23 protein-coding genes and 1 tRNA gene are annotated in these 22,223 nt (G+C 72.0%); 17 read left to right on the top strand and 7 right to left on the bottom strand.

Going from position 1 to position 22,223, the window contains the following annotated elements:
• Positions 1 to 33 precede the first annotated feature (33 nt).
• From AQI88_RS01545 to AQI88_RS01470, 16 genes are all read left to right on the top strand, one after another.
• On the top strand, positions 34 to 1,218 hold the full coding sequence (locus tag AQI88_RS01545) for an MBL fold metallo-hydrolase (protein ID WP_066990468.1): 1,185 nt from the start codon (positions 34 to 36) through the stop codon (positions 1,216 to 1,218).
• Positions 1,219 to 1,324: 106 nt separating this feature from the next.
• Positions 1,325 to 2,068: a TetR/AcrR family transcriptional regulator gene (locus AQI88_RS01540; RefSeq protein ID WP_066990465.1), complete on the top strand. Its 744-nt coding sequence runs from the start codon at positions 1,325 to 1,327 to the stop codon at positions 2,066 to 2,068.
• Between the two features lie 161 nt (positions 2,069 to 2,229).
• Complete coding sequence (locus AQI88_RS01535; protein WP_066990462.1) at positions 2,230 to 2,538, top strand: hypothetical protein; 309 nt, start codon at positions 2,230 to 2,232, stop codon at positions 2,536 to 2,538.
• A 19-nt stretch (positions 2,539 to 2,557) separates the two neighbouring features.
• The gene (locus AQI88_RS01530) at positions 2,558 to 3,631 is read left to right on the top strand and encodes a M14 family metallopeptidase (RefSeq protein ID WP_066990459.1); all 1,074 of its coding nucleotides are present in this window, start codon (positions 2,558 to 2,560) and stop codon (positions 3,629 to 3,631) included.
• 369 nt (positions 3,632 to 4,000) lie between these two features.
• Complete coding sequence (locus tag AQI88_RS01525) at positions 4,001 to 6,064, top strand: sensor histidine kinase (RefSeq protein WP_107118428.1); 2,064 nt, start codon at positions 4,001 to 4,003, stop codon at positions 6,062 to 6,064.
• Between the two features lie 74 nt (positions 6,065 to 6,138).
• The gene (locus tag AQI88_RS01520; RefSeq protein ID WP_066990453.1) at positions 6,139 to 6,573 is read left to right on the top strand and encodes a roadblock/LC7 domain-containing protein; all 435 of its coding nucleotides are present in this window, start codon (positions 6,139 to 6,141) and stop codon (positions 6,571 to 6,573) included.
• A 2-nt stretch (positions 6,574 to 6,575) separates the two neighbouring features.
• On the top strand, positions 6,576 to 6,947 hold the full coding sequence (locus tag AQI88_RS01515; RefSeq protein ID WP_066990450.1) for a DUF742 domain-containing protein: 372 nt from the start codon (positions 6,576 to 6,578) through the stop codon (positions 6,945 to 6,947).
• Positions 6,925 to 7,524, top strand: coding sequence for a GTP-binding protein (locus AQI88_RS01510; RefSeq protein ID WP_066990448.1), 600 nt, complete (start codon positions 6,925 to 6,927; stop codon positions 7,522 to 7,524). The genes AQI88_RS01515 and AQI88_RS01510 overlap by 23 nt, the downstream gene beginning before the upstream one ends.
• 61 nt (positions 7,525 to 7,585) lie before the next feature.
• The gene (locus tag AQI88_RS01505) at positions 7,586 to 8,161 is read left to right on the top strand and encodes a GAF domain-containing protein (RefSeq protein ID WP_066990445.1); all 576 of its coding nucleotides are present in this window, start codon (positions 7,586 to 7,588) and stop codon (positions 8,159 to 8,161) included.
• Between the two features lie 182 nt (positions 8,162 to 8,343).
• Complete coding sequence (tdh, locus tag AQI88_RS01500) at positions 8,344 to 9,372, top strand: L-threonine 3-dehydrogenase (RefSeq protein WP_066990441.1); 1,029 nt, start codon at positions 8,344 to 8,346, stop codon at positions 9,370 to 9,372.
• Positions 9,373 to 9,438: 66 nt separating this feature from the next.
• Positions 9,439 to 10,632 (top strand): glycine C-acetyltransferase, encoded by a 1,194-nt coding sequence (locus AQI88_RS01495; protein WP_066990439.1) that lies wholly within the window; start codon positions 9,439 to 9,441, stop codon positions 10,630 to 10,632.
• A 31-nt stretch (positions 10,633 to 10,663) separates the two neighbouring features.
• Positions 10,664 to 11,566 carry a LysR family transcriptional regulator gene (locus tag AQI88_RS01490; protein WP_066990436.1) on the top strand — a complete coding sequence of 301 codons (903 nt, stop codon included), beginning with the start codon at positions 10,664 to 10,666 and terminating at the stop codon, positions 11,564 to 11,566.
• 46 nt (positions 11,567 to 11,612) lie between these two features.
• Positions 11,613 to 12,185 (top strand): helix-turn-helix domain-containing protein, encoded by a 573-nt coding sequence (locus AQI88_RS01485; protein ID WP_066990433.1) that lies wholly within the window; start codon positions 11,613 to 11,615, stop codon positions 12,183 to 12,185.
• A complete protein-coding gene (locus AQI88_RS01480) occupies positions 12,182 to 12,712 on the top strand; it encodes a GNAT family N-acetyltransferase (protein WP_107118427.1) in 531 nt (176 codons plus the stop codon). Before AQI88_RS01485 ends, AQI88_RS01480 begins: the two co-directional genes overlap by 4 nt.
• 30 nt (positions 12,713 to 12,742) lie before the next feature.
• Positions 12,743 to 13,102: an MmcQ/YjbR family DNA-binding protein gene (locus AQI88_RS01475; RefSeq protein ID WP_066990427.1), complete on the top strand. Its 360-nt coding sequence runs from the start codon at positions 12,743 to 12,745 to the stop codon at positions 13,100 to 13,102.
• Between the two features lie 86 nt (positions 13,103 to 13,188).
• Positions 13,189 to 14,478 (top strand): MFS transporter, encoded by a 1,290-nt coding sequence (locus tag AQI88_RS01470; protein WP_066990423.1) that lies wholly within the window; start codon positions 13,189 to 13,191, stop codon positions 14,476 to 14,478.
• Between the two features lie 464 nt (positions 14,479 to 14,942).
• On the opposite strand, the gene AQI88_RS01465 is transcribed toward AQI88_RS01470, so the two are convergent.
• Positions 14,943 to 15,863, bottom strand: coding sequence for a transketolase family protein (locus AQI88_RS01465; protein ID WP_066990421.1), 921 nt, complete (start codon positions 15,861 to 15,863; stop codon positions 14,943 to 14,945).
• A 47-nt stretch (positions 15,864 to 15,910) separates the two neighbouring features.
• Entirely contained in the window at positions 15,911 to 16,618 is a 708-nt protein-coding gene (locus AQI88_RS01460; protein WP_066990418.1) for a thiamine pyrophosphate-dependent enzyme, read from the bottom strand.
• Positions 16,619 to 16,743: 125 nt separating this feature from the next.
• Here AQI88_RS01460 and AQI88_RS01455 point away from each other — a divergent pair.
• Positions 16,744 to 16,820: transfer RNA gene (locus AQI88_RS01455), tRNA-Pro, on the top strand.
• 28 nt (positions 16,821 to 16,848) lie between these two features.
• Here AQI88_RS01455 and AQI88_RS01450 read toward each other — a convergent pair.
• The 5 genes from AQI88_RS01450 to AQI88_RS01430 all read right to left on the bottom strand — a co-directional run bounded on the left by AQI88_RS01450 (position 16,849) and on the right by AQI88_RS01430 (position 22,221).
• Complete coding sequence (locus AQI88_RS01450) at positions 16,849 to 17,949, bottom strand: MASE1 domain-containing protein (protein ID WP_079057340.1); 1,101 nt, start codon at positions 17,947 to 17,949, stop codon at positions 16,849 to 16,851.
• A gap of 115 nt (positions 17,950 to 18,064) precedes the next feature.
• Positions 18,065 to 19,399, bottom strand: a complete 1,335-nt coding sequence (locus AQI88_RS01445; protein ID WP_066990415.1) for a PP2C family protein-serine/threonine phosphatase — start codon at positions 19,397 to 19,399, stop codon at positions 18,065 to 18,067.
• Positions 19,400 to 19,530: 131 nt separating this feature from the next.
• Positions 19,531 to 20,319 carry a COG4705 family protein gene (locus AQI88_RS01440; protein ID WP_066990412.1) on the bottom strand — a complete coding sequence of 263 codons (789 nt, stop codon included), beginning with the start codon at positions 20,317 to 20,319 and terminating at the stop codon, positions 19,531 to 19,533.
• A 183-nt stretch (positions 20,320 to 20,502) separates the two neighbouring features.
• Entirely contained in the window at positions 20,503 to 21,030 is a 528-nt protein-coding gene (locus tag AQI88_RS01435) for an NUDIX hydrolase family protein (RefSeq protein WP_066990409.1), read from the bottom strand.
• A 42-nt stretch (positions 21,031 to 21,072) separates the two neighbouring features.
• Positions 21,073 to 22,221, bottom strand: a complete 1,149-nt coding sequence (locus tag AQI88_RS01430) for an amidohydrolase family protein (protein ID WP_066990406.1) — start codon at positions 22,219 to 22,221, stop codon at positions 21,073 to 21,075.
• Positions 22,222 to 22,223: the final 2 nt, after the last annotated feature.

Genomic DNA, 22,223 nt, shown 5'->3' with positions numbered 1-22,223 from the left:
TGGAGGGCCTCAGCGACTCCACCTGGAGGTAACGTGACCGGTCTGCGTTCCCTGAGCTCCGGGCTCCGCTCACTTCAGCCCGAGGCCTTCGGCGCGGAACCGAGCGGTGAGCGCCTCGCGCGCATCCGCCGTTCACCCCACTTCAAGGACGGCGTCTTCCAGAACCCCGGCGGCGTCGCCCGCACCCGGCCCTCCGGCTCCATGCTGGACTTCGCCAAGGTGTTCTTCGACAAGGAGGCGCGGCCCCGGCGCGCTCCCCGCGGCACCGTCCCGGTGCACGCCACCACCCTCGCCGACCTGGCCAAGCCGCCGGCCACCGGACTGCGGGTGACCTGGATGGGCCACTCCAGCGTGCTCGCGGAGATCGACGGCCACCGGGTCCTGTTCGACCCCGTCTGGGGAGAGCGCTGCTCCCCGCTCCCGTTCGCCGGGCCCAAGCGGCTGCACCCGGTGCCGCTGCCGCTGGCCGCGCTCGGTCCGGTCGACGTGGTGGTCATCTCGCACGACCACTACGACCACCTGGACCTGCCCTCGATAAAGGCGCTGGCCGGCACCGACACGGTGTTCGCCGTGCCGCTCGGCGTCGGTGCCCACCTCGAACACTGGGGCGTGTCCCCGGACCGGCTGCGCGAGCTCGACTGGCACGAGTCCACCCGGGTCGGCGGGCTCACCCTCACCGCGACCCCGGCCCGCCACTTCTGCGGCCGCGGCCTGCGCAACACGCAGCACACACTGTGGGCGTCCTGGGCGGTCGCCGGAGAGGAACACCGGATCTACCACAGCGGTGACACCGGCTACTTCGACGGCTTCAAGGACATCGGCGCCGCACACGGTCCGTTCGACGCCACGATGATCCAGATCGGCGCGTACAGCGAGTTCTGGCCCGACATCCACATGACGCCCGAGGAGGGGCTGCGCGCCCACCTCGACCTGCAGAGCGGGGTGCCGCACGGCGTACTGCTGCCGATCCACTGGGGCACCTTCACCCTCGCCCCGCATCCCTGGGCCGAGCCCGGCGAGTGGACCAAGGACGCCGCCGAGGAGGCCGGCCAGGCGGTGGCGCTGCCCCGGCCCGGCGAGCCCTTCGAGCCCGCGGGCAAGCTCCCCGCGGAGCCGTGGTGGCGAGACGTGTCCGAGGCCGTCCGCCCCGCCTGGCGCGCGGTCGGGGCCCTGGCCGCCGAACCCGGCGTACGCACCGGAGGCGGCCACGCGGACTGACCCCGGCGGCCGCACCCCGTCGCGGCGACGGCACCCGCACGCTTCTCCGGATAAAACGTACAATTATTGATGAAGTGTACGTCGTATCCGGATCCGGAGTGCGGCCATGGCACAGCGGGACAACCCGGCAAGGCGGGGGCGCCTCAGCCGCCCCCGCGTGCTCGCCGCGGCCGTCGCCCTCGTCGACCGCGAGGGGCTCGCGGCCCTGACCATGCGTCGGCTGGCCGCGGACCTCGGCGTGGAGCCGATGGCCCTCTACCGGTACACCGCCAGTAAGGAAGCCCTCCTCGACGGCCTCGTGGAGGCCTTCTTCGCCGAGGTCAACGAGCGGCTGCGGACCTCGGCGGAGCAGGCCCGCGCCGACTCGGGCGCCGCACCCGTCGAGCCGCCCTGGCGGGCCGAACTGCGCAGGATCGCCAGGGCGTTCGCCTGCGTCGTGCACGCCCATCCCGAGATCCTTCCGGTGGTCGCCACCCGCCCGCTCGCCGTGCCCGTCGCGCGTCGCCCGCAGCCCTGGCTCCAGCTCACCGAGCACATGCTCTCCGTGCTGGGCCGGGCCGGCTTCGACGACCCCACCGTGCTCACGATCTACCGCACCTTCGCGGCCTGGACTCTTGGCTGCCTTCTCGTGGACAAGCGCCAGGTGGTGGACGACAGCGAGGAGCCGGACCTCATGCTCCGGCTCGGCCTGCACCGGCTGCCCGCCGCCGACTATCCACGGCTGCGCGCCCTCGTCCCGCGCTTCTCCGAGTACGACGACGAGCGCGAACTGATGGCCGGCCTCGACAGCCTGCTGAGCCGCCTGCCCGAGGCTCCTCTTGACGCCTTCTACGGCGGCGGAGCACCCTGAGGATACGACGTACATATCTGGCGTAAACGTCTCAGACGTTCGCATACGCAGTAGACGTCGTAAACCCCATTGAACCTTCGAAATCCGCGTGATCTTCACGCGCAGCACTCGCGCCGCCGGGTGGCCCAGGCGCGCGCCCGACGGCGCCGGAAGAAGCCGTCATGTCCAGCACTTCTCAGCCCGTCCTGCGTGTGCGCGTCACCGCCCAGGACGCCGAAACCCTGCGCGCCCTCCTGCGCGACGCCCGTCCCGACGTCGGTGGACGCCCCCGCCGCGCCGACGACGGCAGTTGCAGCATCGAGGCCTATGCGACCGCCGAACAGGCCACCGCCCTCGAACGCGAGGGTGTGTCGGTCACCACGATCGAGAACGCCACGGCCACCGGACGGGCCCGCCAGGCCGAGGTCGGCAAGGGAGACCGGTTCGCCCCCGCCGACGCGGTGCCGCACGGGCTGGCCGTGAAGGCCTAGCACGCCCGGGAGGAACGCCATGACGTACCTGAACATCACCGAGGTCGACTCGGCCGTGACCAGCCTGGCCACCGCCTACCCGGCCACGAGCGAGCTGATCGACCTGCCCGAGCCCTCGGTCGAGGGCCGTGCCGGTCACGCCCTGCGGATCGGCGCCACCCCCGCCGGCACCCACGACTGTGCCGTCCTGATCGGTGGCGTGCACGCCCGGGAATGGGGCAGCTGCGAGATCCTGGTCCACTTCGCCGCCGACCTGCTGGAGGCGTACGAGGCCGGTACCGGCCTGGTGTACGGCGGTACGAGCTTCACCGGCGACCAGGTGCGCAAGATCCTGGACGAGCTGGAACTCGTCGTCTTCCCGCTGGTGAACCCGGACGGCCGGCTCTACAGCCAGACCGTCGACCCGATGTGGCGCAAGAACCGCGACCCGGCGCAGTCGGGCGGCGACCCCGACCGCATCGGCGTCGACATCAACCGCAACTACGACTTCCTCTTCGACTTCCGGACCGCCTTCGACCCGGCTGCGGCGCCGCGTGTCTCCGACGACCCGAGCGACCTTGTGTACCAGGGCCCGCGCCCCTTCTCGGAACCCGAGACCCGCAACGTCCGCTGGCTGCTCGACGCCTATCCGCGCACCCGCTGGTTCATCGACGTGCACAGCTACTCCGAGGACATGCTGACCGTCTGGGGAGACGACGAGAACCAGTCGCTCGACTCGGCGCAGAACTTCCTCAACCACGTCTTCGACCACCGGCGCGGAGTGCCCGGCGACGCCTATGCGGAGTACCTCCCGAAGTCCGACGCCGACGACTCCAAGGTGCTCGCCGAACAGTTCTGCACGGGAGTTCAGGGCGTACGCGGGCGTGCCTACACCCCGATGTCCGGCTTCCAGCTGTATCCGACCTGCGGAACCAGTGACGACTACGCCTACTCCCGGCACCGCGCCGACGAGCACAAGGGCAAGATCCTCGGCTTCACCGTCGAGTGGGGCGACCAGCGCGGCGGCTTCCACCCGCCGTGGCCGCAGATGGAGCGGGACGTCCTGGACGTGGACGCCGGGCTGGTCCAGTTCTGCGTTTCGACCCTCGTCTGACCAGCTGAAGGTGGAGGCCATAGCTGATACTCTCCGTGACAATTTCAGGGAACGGGGAGACATCTGCGCGGTTGCTCCGGTGGGCGCGGCAGGCGGATCCGGTGCCGGAAACCGGGTGTGCGGCGAAGGGGGAGGGTCGGGGGCGGGCGGATTGCTCCCTCGCCCCCGCGACCGCTTTTGAGCAGGTCGTATCGATCTCTTTCGAGTCGACCCCTCGGCGGCGGCAAGGTTATCGGTCTGTCGTACGAAGCCTCATACCAGAGCGGGACCCTCCCCGGGTGACTTTGTCAACTGCCCACCGCACATGAGGCGCAGGCGACTACTGTGAGTGTCCGGATGGCAGCCCGACGGACCAGTACGAGGACGCAGATGTCTCACCTCCGTGCACCGGCCGCCCATGCCGACCGCCGTGAGGGCGGCCGGCACGGGAGACCGGTCGCCCGACCCGCTCCCGCACTGCCCGAGACGCACTTACGGCCTCAGCTCATGCGGCTCGCCGTGCTCCCGCCCGTCGCGGTCGCGCTCAGCGCCAGCGCGGCCGTTCTGTTCAGCATCCGCTCGACGGGTGCACGCCCCGGTCTCACCCTCTGGGCCGTGCTCGCCGGAGCGGTCGCGGTGACCGTCGCGGGCATCCTGATCGCCGCCGTCGCTGCGAACCGCGCCGCCCGCTCGGTCGGCGAGCGCATCGATGCCCTGCGCCACAGCGCCACCCGCGGCGAGGCCGACTTGCGCGCCCTTGTCGAGGCCCTGCGCCGCGGGGAGACACCGCCGCAGCGGGGTCCGCGCCGCCGCCCGCCGGAGGACGCCGACGACTTCGAACTGCTCGCCGCGGACCTGGCCTGCGCCTACGACGGCGCCGTCACCGCCGTCGTGCAGGCCGCCCAGCTCTCCAGCCAGGCCGGCAGCGAGCAGAAGCTGGAGGTGTTCGTCAACCTCGCGCGGCGGCTTCAGTCCCTGGTGCACCGGGAGATCTCGATCCTCGACGAGCTGGAGAACGAGATCGAGGACCCCGACCTGCTCAAGGGCCTGTTCCACGTGGACCACCTCGCCACCCGCATCCGGCGGCACGCGGAGAACCTCGCCGTGCTCGGCGGTGCCGTCTCCCGCCGGCAGTGGAGCAACCCGGTGAACATGACCGAGGTACTGCGCTCCGCCATCGCCGAGGTCGAGCAGTACTCCAGGGTCAAACTGGTGCCGCCCGTCGACGGCGAACTGCGCGGCCACGCCGTCGCCGACGTCATCCACCTGCTCGCCGAACTCGTCGAGAACGCCACGGTGTTCTCCGCCCCGCACACCCAGGTGCTGCTCCGGGCCAACCTCGTCACCTCCGGGCTCGCCGTGGAGGTCGAGGACCGCGGGCTCGGCATGCCGGTCGGCGAGCAGACCAAGATGAACGCCCTGCTCGCCGACCCGGACCAGGTCAACGTGGCCAGCCTGCTGGCCGACGGCCGCATCGGCCTCTACGTCGTCTCCCAGCTCGCCCGCCGGCACGGCATCAGCGTCCGCCTGCAGACCAACATCTACGGCGGTGTGCAGGCCGTACTCGTCGTCCCGCAGGCCCTGTTGGGTACGGCGCCGGGCGTACCCGGGGCAGTGCCGCAGCCGCAGGACCAGGCGACGACCGGCCAGGTGCCGGTGCCGCCGCCCCCACCCCTGCATACCTCCGGCGGAGTGCGGGGTGCCACCGGCGAGGCCGGGTCGGCGGAGGGATGGCCCGCAGCGGCGGAGCGCCACGCGGGCGGAGCCGGACAGGCCCCGGGCACCGGCCGACGGCGGCACGCACAGCGCGGCGCTGCCCAGAACGGCAGTGTGCAGAGCGTCGGCGCGCCGGCCCCGCTCCCCGTGCGCGGCGCCCACGTTCAGCGGCCCAACCCCGCCGAGGCCGTGCCCGGCATCCGCGCCGAGGACCGGGCGGTGGTCGAGGCGAACGCGGGCACCATGCCCACCCCGCGCGCCGGCACGGTGCGCGGCACCATGGGCAAGCCCCAACTGCCCCGCCGCCGCGCCCAGGAGCACATCGTGCCCCAGCTGCGCGGCGGTCCCGCCCCCCGCCAGGACGGCGACACGGTCGCGGGCCACGACCCCGGCCTGATGGCGGCCTTCCAACGAGGCATCGGCCTCGCCGAGGCACGACAGCACATGGAGTCCGCCCACATGGAGTCCGCCTACATGGACCCACCCCCCATGGACACGGCCCACATGCAGTCACAGCCCAGGGAGTCGGTGCGTACGGCTTCGGGGCACGTGGGTTCCGGACATGGGGAGCCCGACCATGTGAGCCCGGCACACAGGGACACCGGCTCCCTGGACACCACCCGTAGGGACGCGCCGCCCAGGGAAGCGGCCGCCATACGTCAGGCGCACGCCCACGCGCCCGCATCCGACGGCATCCACGGCACCGGCCGGACCGACGGGAGCGCACCGGCCCGATGACCACCCGCGTTTCCGATCGCTTCCCCACCCCCAGCGTTCCCCCAGACCTTCGTACCCCAAGGAGTCGATCCACCATGGCGAGCGATGCGCCGACCGCCCAGGCATCCGACCTCGACTGGCTGCTGAGCGGCCTCGTGCAGCGCGTACCGCACACCACCAGCGCGGTGCTCCTGTCCTGCGACGGACTGGTGAAGTCCGTGCACGGCCTCGATCCCGACGGCGCCGACCACATGGCGGCCCTCGCCTCAGGCCTGTACTCCCTCGGCCGCAGCGCGGGGGTCCGGTTCGGTGACGGCGGGGACGTCCGCCAGGTCGTCGTCGAACTCGACTCGACGCTGCTGTTCGTCACCACCGCGGGTTCCGGCACCTGCCTGGCGGTGCTCGCCGCCCGCGAAGCCGACGCCGCCGTGCTCGGCTACGAGATGGCGATGCTCGTCAAGAGCGTCCGCCCCTATCTGGTGACCGCACCCCGGCAGCACGCCGTCGAATCCACGGCGATGAGGCCTTGAACGTGGCCGCAGCCGGCGACGGGCCCTGGCTCGACGACGCGGCCGGGCGGCTGGTGCGCCCGTTCACGGTCAGCAACGGCCGCACCAAGCCCAGCATCGCCCTCGACCTGATGTCGCAGGTGATGGCCACCGGTGTCACCCCGCTCGGCTACCTCGGCCCCGAGCACGCCCAGGCGCTCGATCTGTGCCGTGCGCCGGTCTCGGTGGCCGAGGTGGCCGCGCATCTGAAACTGCCCGCAGTGGTCACCAAGGTGCTGCTCTCGGACCTCGTCGACTGCGGGGCGCTGACCACCAAGCCCCCCGCGTTCCACCACAACCCCACTGACCGGTCTCTGCTGGAGGCAGTGCTCGATGGACTACGACGACAGCTCTGACCCGTTCCCCACCGCGCTGAAGATCCTGGTGGCGGGCGGGTTCGGGGTCGGCAAGACGACCTTCGTGGGTGCGGTCAGCGAGATCGCCCCGCTGAGCACAGAGGAGCTGCTCACCACGGTCAGCGCCGCCACGGACAACCTCGACGGCATCGAGAACAAGGTCGAGACGACGGTCGCCATGGACTTCGGCCGGATCACCCTCGATCAGGAGCACGTCCTGTACCTGTTCGGCACGCCCGGGCAGGAGCGGTTCTGGTTCATGTGGGACGAGCTGTCGGAAGGGGCGCTCGGCGCGGTGATCCTCGCCGACACCCGCCGCCTGGAGGAGTGCTTCGCGGCCGTCGACTTCTTCGAGGAGCGCGGCCTCGCCTTCATCGTCGCGATCAACGAGTTCGACGGTGGCCACCGCTACGACCCGGAGGAGGTGCGCGCGGCCCTCGACCTCGACCCCGGGATCCCGGTCGTCTGCTGCGACGCCCGCATCTCCAGCTCGGGCGTGCAGACCCTGCTCACCCTCGTACGCCACCTGATCGCCCACGCCCCGGCGCCCGCGCCGAGCCACGGCGCCCACATGTGACCCAGCCACACCGCCCACGGAGCCGCCATATGAGGTACGCCCACAGCGACGGAGCCCGGCCATGAGCTACGAGCCGCCCCGGCCGGTCCGTGGTCTGCTGCTCACCCCCGAGGACAAGGAGGCCCCCGCCCGCATCTCCCGGCTGCGCCGACTCGGCCTGGGGGAGCGGCCCGAACCGGCCCTCGACGCCTTCGCGGACCATCTCGCCCGGCTCACCGGAGCGCCGTACGCCATGGTCAACTTCATCGGCGAGGACCACCAGTTCTTCGCGGGCCTGCGCACCCCGGTGACCGCGCCGGTGGTCCGGGAGGACGGCAGCAGGCCCGAGGTCGGCCGTGTCCTGCCGCGCGACCATGGGTTCTGCCCCCATGTGGTGGTCCGCCGCAAGGCCCTCGTGCTGGAGGACGTCCGCGACTACCCCCGCTTCGCCGGGAATCCGGTCGTGGACGAGTACGGCATCCGCTCCTACCTCGGCGCCCCGCTCATCGACAGCTCCGGCATGGCGCTCGGCACCGTGTGCGCCTCCGACATCGCACCCCGGGCCTGGGGCAGGTCCGGTCTGGAGACCATCAAGGCGCTGGCCGCCGAACTCGCCTTACATCTGGAGCGGTCCGCGGACGACGGACTGCCGCTCTGAGCGACGGCTGCGCCCGGCGACGGCCAAGGGGTGTGAAGGAAAGCTGAGGCGGCGGTTAAGAAAAGCTCGATGGACCCCGGCCCGCGCATACGGCAGATTGCAGGGTGATTCCACCCCTCTGACCCGGTGCGGGCTCCTTCGGCATGCCCGCGGCCGGGACCTCACCCACAGGAGCCGTAGCGTTGAAGGCGCTGGTCAAGGAGAAGGCGGAGCCCGGCCTCTGGCTCGCGGACGTCCCGGAGCCCGTCATCGGTCCCGGTGACGTACTGATCAAGGTCATGCGGACCGGTATCTGCGGTACCGACCTGCACATCCGGGCCTGGGACGGCTGGGCGCAGCAGTCCATCCGTACTCCGCTCGTGGTCGGGCACGAGTTCGTCGGGCAGGTCGTAGAGACCGGCCGCGACGTCACCGACATCCGGGTCGGCGACCGGGTCAGCGGCGAGGGCCACCTGGTGTGCGGCAAGTGCCGCAACTGCCTGGCCGGCCGCCGCCACCTGTGCCGCGCCACCGTCGGCCTCGGTGTCGGCCGGGACGGCGCGTTCGCCGAGTACGTCGCACTGCCCGCGTCCAACGTCTGGGTGCACCGCGTCCCCGTCGACCTCGACGTCGCCGCGATCTTCGACCCGTTCGGCAACGCCGTGCACACCGCGCTGTCCTTCCCGCTGGTCGGCGAGGACGTCCTGATCACCGGTGCGGGGCCGATCGGCCTGATGGCCGCCGCCGTGGCCCGGCACGCCGGCGCCCGCAACGTCGTCATCACCGACGTCAGCGAGGAGCGCCTGGAGCTGGCCCGCAAGATCGGCGTCAGCCTCGCCCTGAACGTCTCCCGGTCCACGATCGCCGACGGACAGCGGGAGCTGGGGCTGCGCGAAGGCTTCGACATCGGCCTGGAGATGTCCGGCCGCCCCGAGGCGATGCAGGACATGATCGCCAACATGACGCACGGCGGCCGGATCGCCATGCTCGGTCTGCCCGCCCAGGAGTTCCCGGTCGACTGGTCCCGGATCGTCACCTCGATGATCACCATCAAGGGCATCTACGGCCGCGAGATGTTCGAGACCTGGTACGCGATGTCGGTGCTGCTGGAGGGCGGCCTGGACCTCGCCCCCGTGATCACCGGCCGCTACGGCTACCGCGACTTCGAGGCGGCCTTCGCCGACGCGGCCGGCGGCACCGGCGGCAAGGTCATCCTGGACTGGACTGCGTAAGTCGTAGAACGCAAGTCGTAGAACGCACAACTCCCTTACCGCGTAAGCATTTTAGGAGCTTCTTCGATGTTCGACTCCGTGCGCGACGACCTGCGCGCCACTCTGGACGAGATCCGCGACGCCGGCCTGCACAAGCCCGAGCGCGTCATCGGCACCCCGCAGTCGGCGACCGTCGGTGTCACCGCCGGCGGCCGCCCCGGCGAGGTCCTCAACTTCTGCGCCAACAACTACCTCGGCCTCGCCGACCACCCCGAGGTGATCGCCGCCGCCCACCAGGCCCTGGACCGCTGGGGCTACGGCATGGCCTCCGTGCGCTTCATCTGCGGCACCCAGGAGGTGCACAAGGAGCTGGAGGCGCGGCTTTCCGCGTTCCTCGGCCAGGAGGACACGATCCTGTACTCCTCCTGCTTCGACGCCAACGGCGGTGTCTTCGAGACCCTGCTCGGCGAGGAGGACGCGGTCATCTCCGACGCCCTCAACCACGCCTCCATCATCGACGGCATCCGCCTGTCCAAGGCCCGCCGCTTCCGCTACGCCAACCGCGACCTCGCGGACCTGGAGGCCAAGCTCAAGGAGGCCTCCGACGCGCGCCGCCGCCTGATCGTCACCGACGGCGTCTTCTCCATGGACGGCTATGTGGCCCCGTTGAGCGAGATCTGCGACCTCGCCGACCGCTACGACGCGATGGTCATGGTCGACGACTCGCACGCCGTCGGCTTCGTCGGCCCGACCGGCCGCGGCACCCCCGAGCTGCACGGTGTCATGGACCGCGTCGACATCATCACCGGCACCCTCGGCAAGGCCCTCGGCGGCGCCTCCGGCGGCTATGTCGCCGCCCGCGCCGAGATCGTCGCCCTGCTGCGCCAGCGCTCCCGCCCGTACCTGTTCTCGAACACGCTTGCCCCGGTGATCGCCGCCGCCTCCCTGAAGGTCCTCGACCTGTTGGAGTCCGCCGACGACCTGCGCGTGCGCCTCACCGAGAACACGGCTGTCTTCCGCCGCCGGATGACCGAGGAGGGCTTCGACGTCCTGCCCGGCGACCACGCCATCGCGCCCGTCATGATCGGCGACGCAGCCGAGGCGGCCCGCATGGCGGAGCTGCTGCTGGAGCGGGGCGTGTACGTGATCGGCTTCTCCTACCCGGTCGTCCCGCAGGGCCAGGCCCGGATCCGGGTCCAGCTGTCCGCAGCGCACTCCACCGAGGACGTCCACCGCGCGGTCGACGCCTTCGTCGCGGCCCGTGCGGAGCTGGCGGCCTGACCCTCACGGACACCTTGGGATAATTGACGGCATGATCGAGGCACGGCGGCTCCACATCCTCCGTGCGGTGGCCGACCACCGCACGGTCACCGCGGCAGCCGCCGCGCTCTATCTCACCCCCTCCGCCGTCTCCCAGCAGCTGACGGCCCTGGAGCAGGAGACCGGTCACCGCCTGGTCGAGCGCAGCGCCAAGGGCGTACGGCTCACCCCGGCGGGCGAGATCCTGCTCGGCCACACCAACGCGGTCCTCGCCCAGCTGGAGCGGGCCGAGGCGGAGCTGGCCGCCTACAGCTCGGGGGAGGCCGGCACGGTCACCGTGGCCGCCTTCGCGACGGGCATCGCCCAGGTGGTGGCGCCCGCGGTGGCCAGGCTCGCCTCCTCGGCGCCCGGCATCCGCCTGCGCGTCCAGGACGCCGAGGGCGACGCGAGCCTGCCCATGGTCCTGGACCGGCAGGTGGACGTCGCGGTCGCCGTCGAGTACCGCGGCGCCCCGCCCGCCGACGACCCCCGGCTCACCTACGTACCCCTGTACGCCGAGCCCTTCGACGCGGTCGTCCCGGTCGGCCACCGCCTCGCCGACGCCCCCGAGGTCCCCCTCGCCGAACTGGCCAAGGACCAGTGGATCGGCCCGTACCCCGGCAACCCCTGTCACGACGTGGTCGTCCTGGCCTGCGAGAGCGCCGGATTCCAGCCCCGCTTCGAACACTCCTCCGACGACTTCCGTGCCGTGGTCGCCCTGGCCTCGGCCGACGCGGGCGTGGCCCTCGTACCGCGCTCGGCGCTGCGCGGCATGGACCTCACGGGCGTGGTCGTCCGGCCCGTCGACGGCGTGGCCCCGACCCGCCGGGTCTTCGCGGCCATACGGCGAGGAGCCGAAGGACACCCCCTGATCCGCCCGGTGCTGAAGGCACTGGGGGAGGCGGCGCAGGCGTGAGCCTCCCGTAACCCGCCTGTCTCATATCAGGGATAGCGTCCCGGATATGAGAACCGAGCTTCCCGACCCCGTCGACGCCCGGATCGGCGCCCGGCTGGCCGAACTCCGCGCCCGGCACGGCTGGTCCCTGGGTGAGCTGGCCGAGCGCAGCGGGGTCAGCCGGTCGACCCTGTCCCGGGCCGAGCGCGCCGAGATCAGCGCCACCGCAACCCTCCTCAACCGCCTCTGCCACGTCTACGGACGCACCATGTCCCAGCTGCTCAGCGAGGTCGAGGCGGAGCCGGCCCCGCTGGTCCGGGCGGCCGAGCAGCAGGTGTGGCAGGACCGCGCCTCCGGCTTCGTACGCCGGTCCGTCTCCCCGGCGCACGCAGGGCTGCGCGGCGAACTGGTCGAGGGCCGGCTCGGTCCCGGCGCCGACATCGCCTACGACCGCCCGCCCGTGCCCGGCCTGGAACAGCACCTGTGGCTCCTCGAAGGCACGCTGGAGGTGACCGCCGGCGACACGAGCCACCCCCTCGCCGCTGGTGACTGCCTGCGGATGCGCGTCTACGGACCGACGAGGTTTTGCTGCCCCGGCCCCGGCGAGGCGCGCTATGTGCTGGCGGTGGTGCGGCCATGAGGGTGCTGCGCTGGAACCACGCCCAAGTACGTGACGGCAGCGAGGAGTTGGCCGGGCTGCTGGCCGACACCGTCGCCGGGGGAGCCTCGGTCGGCTTCCTCGCGCCGCTCGGGCGGGCGGCGGCGGCCGCCTGGTGGCGGGAGCGGGCCGACGCGGTGGCGAGCAGCCGGCTGGCGGTGTGGGTGGCCGTGGACGGCACGGACCGGGTGGCGGGCACGGTGAGCCTGGCCCTGCCCGACAAGCAGAACAGCCGCCATCGCGCCGAACTCGTGAAGCTGATGGTGCACCGGTCCGCGCGCGGGCAGGGCCTCGGCCGCAGACTGCTCACCACCGCCGAGCAGGCGGCCGCCGCCACCGGCATCACCCTCCTCCACCTGGACACCGAGACCGGCAGCCCCGCCGAGCACCTCTACCGCTCGGCCGGCTGGACCCTCGCCGGCACCATCCCCGACTACGCGGCGAACCCGTCCGGCGCCCTGCGCCCGACGACCCTGTACTACAAGCGGACGGGCCCGCCGGCCGGGTGACTGTCAGTGGCAGCAGCTAGCGTGCGTGGCATGCCGGATGCCGAAGACGTACGCCGTATCGCCCTGTCCCTGCCGGACACCACCGAGAAGATCGCCTGGAGCATGCCCACGTTCCGGGTGGCCGGGAAGATGTTCGCCACGCTCCCGGAGGACGAGACGTCCATCGCCGTGCGCTGCCCCAAGGAGGAGCGTGACGAACTGGTCGCGGCCGAGCCGGAGAAGTTCTGGATCGCCGACCACGAGGCCCAGTTCGCCTGGGTGAGAGCGAGACTGGCCGCCCTGGAGGACGAGGACGAGCTGCGGGACATCCTCGCCGACTCCTGGCGCCAGGCCGCCCCGCCCCGACTCCTGGACGCCTACCCGGAGTTGGGTCTGGCCGACGGCCGCTGAAAATCCCTCGGCGAGCGCCGGAACGGCGTGGCATGATCCCGCGCGCCGGGGATGTCCCCGGACCGGCAGGGAGGGGAGCGCGCGGGATGACCGGCACGGAGCCACGGCAGGACCTCGTCGCCGGGGGCGAGCGGAAAGCCGGGTCCACCGTGACCCCGGCCGTCTGGTCGCGGGACTTCGCACTGTTCTTCGTGTCCCGGGCCGTCGCCCGCCTAGGCGACACCATGTCGCCCGTGGCGCTCGCCGCCGGCCTGCTGGAGTACGGGTACGGTGCGGGCGCGGTCGGCCTGGCCATGGCCGCCAAGGCCGCCGCCTTCGCCGGGCTCGTCGTCTTCGGCGGCGTCATCGCCGACCGGTTCAGTACCCGGCGGCTCATGATCGGCGTCGACCTGGTCCGACTCGTCACCCAGTCGTTCTCCGCGGGCCTCTTTCTCACCGGGCACGTGGTCCTGTGGCAGATGTGCGCCATCGGTGTCGTCAACGGTGTGGCGGGAGCCGTCTTCCAGCCGGGCGTGGCCAGCACCGTGCCCCGCCTCGCCCGCGACATCCAGGGCGCGAACGGCGCGATCCGCATCGCCGAGTCCGCCGCGCAGCTGGTCGGCCCGGCCGTCGCCGGCCTCCTGGTCGCCTTCGCCTCACCCGGCGCCGTGATCGCCGTGGACGCCGCCACCTACGCGATCAGCGCCCTGTGCCTCCTGCTGCTCCGGCTGCCCCCGCTCCCCGAGAGCGCCCATGCCACCGGCCCCGGCCTGCGTGCCTTCCGGGCCGATCTGGTCCAGGGCTGGCGGGAGTTCCGGTCGCGGACCTGGCTGTGGGCCGTGATCGCCGTGTGGTGCGTCTACATGATCGCCGTCTGGGGGCCGACGGTCCCGCTGGTGGCCGCCGAGGTCGTCCGGCACCACGGCCCGCGCGCCTACGGCCTGGTCAACTCGGCCCTCGGCGCAGGCACCGTCGTCGGCGGCCTGCTCGCCCTCAGGCTGCGCCCCCGCCGCATGCTGCGGGCCGGCGCGCTCGCCCTGTTCGCCTTCTTCGGCTTCCCGGCGACCGTCGGCGCCGGCCTCGGCGTGCCGGCCATGGCGGCCGGGGCGGCGGTGGCCGGGGCCGGGATGTCGTTCTGGTCCGTGATGTGGGCGACCACCGTGCAGACCCAGGTGCCGTCCGACGTCCTCAACCGCATCCACGCCTACGACGTGGCCGGCTCCCTCGCGATGATGCCCGTGGGCCAGGCCCTGGCCGGCCCCGTGGCCGGAGCCCTCGGCGCCGACCACGTCCTGCTGGTCTCCGGCACGACGAGCCTGGCCGTGGCCGCGGCGCTGCTCTCCGTCCCGGCGATACGGGGCCTGCTGCGGGCCGACGCGCGGCCGCCCGCGCGCTGAGCTGGTGCGAGGGTCGCGCTTGCGTGGCTGCTTGTCTCGCTCCCGTGGCCCCGCTGGTCTGTTCCGGCGGTAGGGGGTCTGGTGTGGGGCGTCGTGCGGGGGCCTGTGCGGTGAGTTGGTGCGAGGGTCGCGCTTGCGTGGCTGCTTGTCTCGCTCCCGTGGCCCCGCTGGTCTGTTCCGGCGGTAGGGGGTCTGGTGTGGGGCGTCGTGCGGGGGCCTGTGCGGTGAGTTGGTGCGAGGGTCGCGCTTGCGTGGCTGCTTGCCTCGCCGCATGGTCCCGTCGGTCTGTTCCGGCGTAGGGGCCGGTGCGGGGCGACGTGCGGAGGCCCGTGCGTTGAGTCGGTGCGAGGGTCACGTTTGCGTGGCTGCTTGCCTCGCCGCATGGTCCCGTCGGTCTGTCCCGGCGATAGGGGGCCTGGTGCGGGCCGACGCGTGGACGCCCGCGCGCTGAGTCGGTGCCACGGTCACGCCCACCCGGGCGCCCGCCCCGCCCCCACGAACCCGCCGATCCGCTCCCGCAGACTCCGCGCATCCAGCCCGTGTGCGGCGACGTGCTCCTCGATCGTCCCGTACCGCCGCAGCTCACGGCGTCCGACGCCGAGCCCCAGCACTCGATGCGGCACGTCGGCGAGCGCCTCGCTCACGGCTGCCGTCGACGTCCCCGCGAGGTACGGCTCGACCAACACGACGTCGGTGCCCGCCGCCCGAGTGGCCCGGCGCAGCCCGGCCGTGTCGAAGGGCCGTACGGTCGTCGCGTACAGCACGGTCACGTCCAGCCCCTCCGTGGCGGCGAGCACGGCGTCCAGCACAGGACCGACCGCGACGACCACACCGGAGCGCCCCTCACGAACCGTCAGGAAGTGCTCCCCGCCGACCGCCCGCCCCTGCCGGTTGGCCTGCACGGAAAGCCGGACGTACACCTTGTCGTTCCCCGCGGCGACCGCTCGCCGCAGCAGCGTCTCGGCCTCGTCGGGGTGCCCGGGCACGTGCACGGTCCAGCCGTCCAGGGTGTCGAGCAGCGCCACGTCGCCGGGCGCCATGTGCGTGAAGCCGCCGGCCGGCCAGTCGAACGAGGCGGCGGCGCTCACCAGCACCGCCCCGGTGTCCTGGTGCCCCAGGTCCAGCTTGACCTGTTCGAAGGGCCGCTCCACGAGGAAGCTGGCGAAGGTGTGCACGACCGGCCTGAGTCCGGTGAGCGCAAGACCGGCCGCGGCCCCCACCAGGAGCTGCTCGCGGATGCCGACGTTGATCACCCGTTCCGGATGCCGGCGTATGGCCTCGGCGAAGCCGTCCTTGCCGATCTCGGCGAGGACCACCGCGACCCGGGGATCCTCGTCCAGCAGCCGGGAGACGACGGGGGCGAAACGGTCACGCATGGTGTCCATGAGCTGGAACCTTTCCACTGAAGTGTGCACGGGACGGACGGGAGAGATCAGGCGTTCTTCGGCTCGACGCGGGCGACGACCACATGCGGGCGTCCCGGATGCGGGGCGGTGAACGCGGCGTACAGCGCCTCGTGGTCACGCCCGTCGACGGTCGCCGCGGACCAGCCCGCGGCCTCGAACCGGGCGGCGATCCCGCCGGGCCGGGCGTGGCTGGCGGAGGAGTTGTCGATCACGACGGTGTGCAGCCGGTCGAGCCCGGCGGGCCCGGCGAAGGCGATCGCCTCGTGGTTGCTGCCCTCGTCCAGCTCGGCGTCCCCGATCAGCACCCAGACGCCCGGCGTGTCGAGCCCCCGCGCACGCAGCCCCAGCGCGGTGCCCACGGCGATCGGCAGCCCGTGCCCGAGCGACCCGCTGCCGATCTCGGCCCCTGGCACCAGCACCCGGTCGGGATGGTGCCCGAGCGGGGAGTCGTACGCCCCGAACCCCGGCAGCCACTCGACCGGCACGAAACCCTTCGCGGCCAGCACCGCGTAGTACGCCATCGGCCCGTGCCCCTTGCTCAGCAGGAACCGGTCCCGGGCGGGATCCTCCCTCCGCTCCGGCGTGACCCGGAGCACCCGGTCGTACAGCACCCACAGGGCGTCGAGCGTGGAGGTGGCCGCCGGTCCGTGCTTCTCGTCGCCCGTCATGAGCCCCATCAGCCGGGGCAGGTCCTCGTATCCCTGGGTGCGGCTGTCGTCCGCTGTGATCGTCATGCCGAAGATCGTGCAACCTCAACCAAGCTCGAGGTCAACCCGGAAACGGGTGCGCGACCACCGACCCGAGTGCGGTAGAGTTTCCCTGCGCGTTTCGACCAGGGAAACCCCAGGTCAAACGACATCGGGACGTGGCGCAGCTTGGTAGCGCACTTGACTGGGGGTCAAGGGGTCGCAGGTTCAAATCCTGTCGTCCCGACCAGCTTTTATGCCGGTCGGAGGCCGTCTTCTCAGGGATGAGGAGACGGCCTTTGTCGTGTCGGCGGGCCGTCCGCTCGCGGCTCTTCCTTCTCGCCCTCCCCAAAAGGCTTCTCGCCCTCCTCGTAGGCCTTCTCGTCCTCCCCGTAGGCCTGCTCGCCCTCCCTATAGGGCAGTTTGGGGCGGTGGTCGCCGGTGGCGATCCTGGCCGCCATCCCGGCGAGCTGCCCGCAGGCTCGCGCGATTTCCCGCTGGGTCTGGTTCCGCTCGCTGACGACGGCCCCGAGCACCAGCGCGGTCAGCGCGGCAGAAGCGTTGAATGCCTGCAGGGTGATCATGTTGGTGAGCAGGTCCTGCCCGAAGAACGGGCCTGTTCTCCGGGCAGCGGCGATGATCGCAAAGGTCGACACGGCCAGGGCGCAGGGCGCGGCCGCGGCCAGCTGGAAGCGGAAGGCCGCCCAGATCAGCAGCGGGAAGCCGAGGAACAGCAGCGGCGTGCGACCGGTCTCGACGAAACCGATGCCGGCCATGGCTGCCAGAAGCAGCAGCCCCTCCACCCACCGGAGGGGCGGCGCGTCCTTCGGCCAGCGTGCCGAGCGCAGGACGAGCAGGACCGGCGTGACCACCAGGACGCCCATCGCGTCGCCGGTCCACCAGACCGACCAGGTCGGCCAGAAGTCGCCGGTGCTCAGCACACCGGCGAGGAGCAGGGTCCCGGTGCCCGTCGTCGCGCTGACCAGCATCCCGGTGAACGCACCGAGAAAGATCAGCGCGAGCGCGTCCCGGAAACGGTCCAGTTCGTTGCGGAACCCGGTACGGCGGAGCAGCACGTACGAGCAGACGGGGGCGAGGGTGTTCCCCGCCACGATCGCGAGCACGGCGAGGAGCGACGGCCCCAGCGAGATGTTGACCAGGAACGCGCCGAGGGCGATGCCGGGCCAGACCCGTCGGCCGCGCAGGAGCAGGCTCGCCACCGCGATGCCGCTCGGCGGCCACAGCGGGGTGACCTGGCCGCGCACCAGCTGCTGGAGCAGTCCCACCTTGGCCGAGCCGAAGTACAGCGCGGCGATGGCACAGATCTCCACGGCGGCCAGGCCGCTGCGCCGGAGCCGTTCATGCCGCGCGTCAGCCATCGGGCGACCTCCGTGTCGACATCGCCCCGAAGCCCATCATCCGTCGGATCCCGCGGATCCTCCACGGCACCGTCGAGCTGCGAGGTGAACGCCCCGCAGCGGGAGACTCGCGGGGTCAGGCGTGCGGGGTGCGCAGGGCGAGGATGGCCATGTCGTCGTGGCCGTCGCTGGGGTGGTGATCGGCCAGTGCCTGGACGAACTCCGGCAGGGGCAGGGCGGCATATACCGCGGCGAGCTCGGCGAGCTTGCTCAGACTCTCGTCGATGGGGTGGCCGGGGTGTTCGATCAGCCCGTCGGTGAAGAAGACCACGGTGGCGGCGGGGGGCAGGAAGCGGGAGTGGTCGGGGCGTGGCTGCTCCGTGTCGACGCCGAGTGGCAGTCCGGGCTCGGCGAGCAGGTACTGCACCCGGTGCTCAGCGGTGATCAGTAGGGGCGGGACATGGCCCGCGGTGCTCCAGTGGAGGCGCCAGCCCGGTGCCTCCGGTTCGATGCGGGCCAGGGTGGTGGTCGTGACGGGATTGTCCGTGAGGGCCTGCAGGGTCCGGTCGAGCTGGGTGAGGACCGCGCCGGGCGGATTGCTCTGGTCGAACAGCAGGGCGCGCAGCATGTTACGGGTGGAGGCCATGGCGGCCGCAGCGTGCAGATCGTGGCCGACCACGTCGCCGATGACGACCGCCACCGCATGGTCGGGCAGCGGGATGGCGTCGTACCAGTCCCCGCCGAGTTGGCTGGGCTCGGCGGCGGGCCGGTAGATGGCGGCGGCGGTGAAGGGCTGCAGATCGGGCAGTGTGGGCAGCAGAAGCCGCTGGAACTGCTCGGCTCCGACGCGAATGCGTTCGAACAGGCGGACGTTTTCGATCGCGATGCCGGCGGCGCTGGCCAGGGCGACGACGACGTTCTCGTCGTGCACGTCGAAGGGCTGTCCGTCGCGCCGCTCGGAGAGGTAGAGGTCGCCGTAGATCTCGCCGCGCACGCTGATGGCGACGCCGAGCAGGGTGTGCAGGAGCGGGTGGCCGGGCGGGAACCCGGCGGAGGACGGATGCGTCTGGATGTCGTCGACCCGCAGGGGCTCGGGATAGCGGATCAGGTGGCCGAGGACACCCAGACCGCGCGGCAGGCCGGCCTCGGCCAGATCATGGCGTTCCTGCTCGGACAGACCGGCCGAGATGAACTGCTCCAGGCACTCACCGGACTCGTTGAGCACGCCCAGTGCCCCGTAGCGGGCGCCGACCAGGTTCATGGCGGTGGTCACGATGCGGTGCAGCACCGCGGGCAGCTCCACCTCACGGCTGATGGCCACCACCGCATCCAGCAGGCCTTGCAGGCGGTCCATGGCGGACAGCAGGGAGCGCAACTGCTCGTCGATCCGGCCCAGCTCGGAACGCAGGCGCACGTGCAGGTCGGGGAGCGCCGGCTGCCGCGGCGCTCTGCCTGCCTTCTCTCCCGCCATCGTTCCGGCCTCCTGACGCGATCCCGAGCGGTTCGAGACCACAGCGTGGCACGGTCAATCTGGGCAAAAGGTTATTACTCCACCAGCGGCACGCCCCACCCGGACAGCCGAGTGGGGTGCGGGATGCGGCGTCAGGCGGTCCCGACGTCCCGCCGTGACACCGCGAGGTAGCCGACCAGCCCGAGAATGGCCACCGTCCAGGACAGCGTCACCGGGCCGAGGCCGAGGCCCAGGCCGCCCCGGTGCGGCGGCAGGGCCATCCAGTCGGCGATCGACGCGCCCAGTGGGCGAGTGATGACGTACGCCGTCCAGAACGCGGTCACCGCACCGAGGGCGCCCGCCCGGTGGGCGAGGGCCGGGACACAGATCGCGACGGCGAACAGGACGACCGAGCCGAGGTAGCCGAGGCCGATGGTCGCCGTGAGGTCGCCCGCGGCGGTGCCGAGGGCGAACGTGGCGAGGACGGCCGCCCAGTAGAACGCCTCGCGGCGACGGGTGCGGATGCTGTGGATCGACAGGGTCCGCTCGCTCGCGTACCAGAGGGCGAAGACGGCGGCCAGAGCGGCCATGAACAGGGGCGTCGAGAGGGTGTAGGGGACGCCGAGGCCCACGTGCAGGATGTCGGCCGCCATCGTGCCGAACACGCTGACCATGACGATCGCCGTCCAGTACACCCAGGCCACGTACCGGCGGACGGCGAACTGGAGCACGAGCGAGGCCACGAAGGTGAGAGCGCCGAGGCCGACCGCCGGGACGGGGCCGAGCAGGTGCGCCAGGAAGTCGGACGCGGTCTCGCCCATGCCGGTGGTGAGGACCTTGATGATCCAGAAGTAGACGGTGACCTCGGGCACCTTGTTCGCGCTCTCGCGGATACGGGCGCGGACGTGGGGCCGCTGGTCGAGGACGTGCTCTGTGCTCATGGCCCGCACCCTCGCATGGCCAACTGCCTCTTCCCCAGACCTCTTTGCCATTGTTTTGGGGCTTCTGGTGCAGGTGTTGCCACGGGCCGCCGCGGGGCTGAAAGCAACCTGAACGCATCCGTGAAGTCGCTGGTCAGCGACCTGACTGGCCTGATAAACAGGCCAGTCACCCGGGAGCCGCCGTCAGGACACGAGACCCACGTGCGCGAGCGCCTGCTTCAGCAGCACCCCGTGCCCGCCCGGCATCTCGCCTTGCACGGCCGCCGAGGCGGCCTCCTGCGGGCTGAACCACACCAGGTCCAGCGCGTCCTGCCGGGGCCGGCAGTCACCGGCCACCGGGACGACGTAGGCGAGGGACACCGCGTGCTGGCGCGAGTCGTGGTACGGCGTGATGCCGACCGTCGGGAAGTACTCCGCGACCGTGAACGGCTGCAGGGAGGCCGGCACCCGGGGCAGCGCGACCGGGCCGAGGTCCTTCTCCAGATGGCGCAGCAGGGCGTCACGGACCCGCTCGTGGTGCAGGACGCGGCCGGAGACCAGGGTCCGGCTGACCGTTCCGTCCGGGCCGATGCGCAGCAGCAGTCCGATGCTTGTGACTTCGCCGCTGTCGTCCACGCGCACAGGCACGGCCTCGACGTACAGGATCGGCATCCGGGCCCTGGCCATTTCCAGCTCGTCCGTGGTCAGCCAGCCGGGCGTGGTTTCGGTCATGTCAGACATTGCTTGATCATACTTTCCGGGTCGGGCGTCCGCTCAGTTACGGGCCGGATCGTTTGCGGGCAGTCCGTACAGCCGGCGAGCGTTGTCGCGGCCCGTCCAGGCCGCGATGCGCAGGGCGTCGGGCAGGCTCAACTCGTCGGCGTCCACCCGGGCTTGGAGCAGCGCGGCCAGCCCCTGCCGGAAGGACAGCGCACCCAGGTGGTGGAATTCGGCCACACCGTAGGCATCGGAGCTGTACAGGAGTTTGCGGAACGGGGTGATCTCCAGCGCCTCCTCCAGCACGGCCCGGGAGCGGGCCGGACCGGTGTAGTGCAGGGCCAGGCCGACGTCCAGATACACCTGTTCGAATACCGTGGCCAGGTAGGCCGCCTGGCGGTGGTACGGCCAGCAGTGCAGCAGCAGGACCGGGATCGTCCCGGCCGTCAGGTGCAGCCAGTCGGTGAGCAGGGCGGGATCGGCGCGGTGCAGCCGTACGTCGGCGTCGCCGAACCCGGTGTGCAGCTGGAGGGGCAGACCCAGGTCGACGGCCGTCCACAGCAGATGCCGGATGAGGACCGGGTCGGCCAGGCGTCCGCCGCGCGCGAGCCAGTGCCCGGCCGCCTGCGTCACCTCGGCGTCCGTGGGGCGCTCCGGTGCGAGGGCGAAGCCGGTGCGGTAGGCGGCCACCGACTTCACCGCGACCACGCCCGGACGTCGTACGGCCTCCTCGGCGGCCGCCCGGAACGCGTCCGCGTACGCGCCCGCCGCCCCGCCCCCCGCGGCCACGGTCTCGGCGATCCGCTCCAGCCGTACGACCTTGTGGGCGGCGCCGCCGGAGGCCTCGGCCAGCTCGGCGGGGGAGGTGACGGGGTGCGGGGCGTAGCCGGTGTCGACGCAGAAGGCCTCGGCTCCCGCGGCGGTCAGGAAGCGCCGGTTGACCTCGCGCCAGCCGAGGGCCCGGCGGCGGGCGAGGTAGTCGGCCGCGGGAGTGTGCCGGGGCAGGTCCAGCAGGGGTGCGCAGTGGCGGCGGACGGCCACCCCGACCGGGCTGTCGAAGGGCGAGACACCGGGCCAGGCCTCGCCCTCGGTGATCAGCGACTCGAACTGCCCGGGTGCGAGGTCGGCCGTCACGGCGCCGTGGCAGTGGTGGTCGACCAGCGGCAGCGCGGCGAGGGCCTCGTGGACCGGGCCGGAGGCGGGCATCG

This window comes from Streptomyces cellostaticus (assembly GCF_001513965.1).
GTDB classification, from domain to species: Bacteria; Actinomycetota; Actinomycetes; order Streptomycetales; family Streptomycetaceae; genus Streptomyces; species Streptomyces cellostaticus.
Note: the sequence above shows the minus strand (reverse complement) of the source record. Positions and strands in the feature narration are given on the sequence as shown.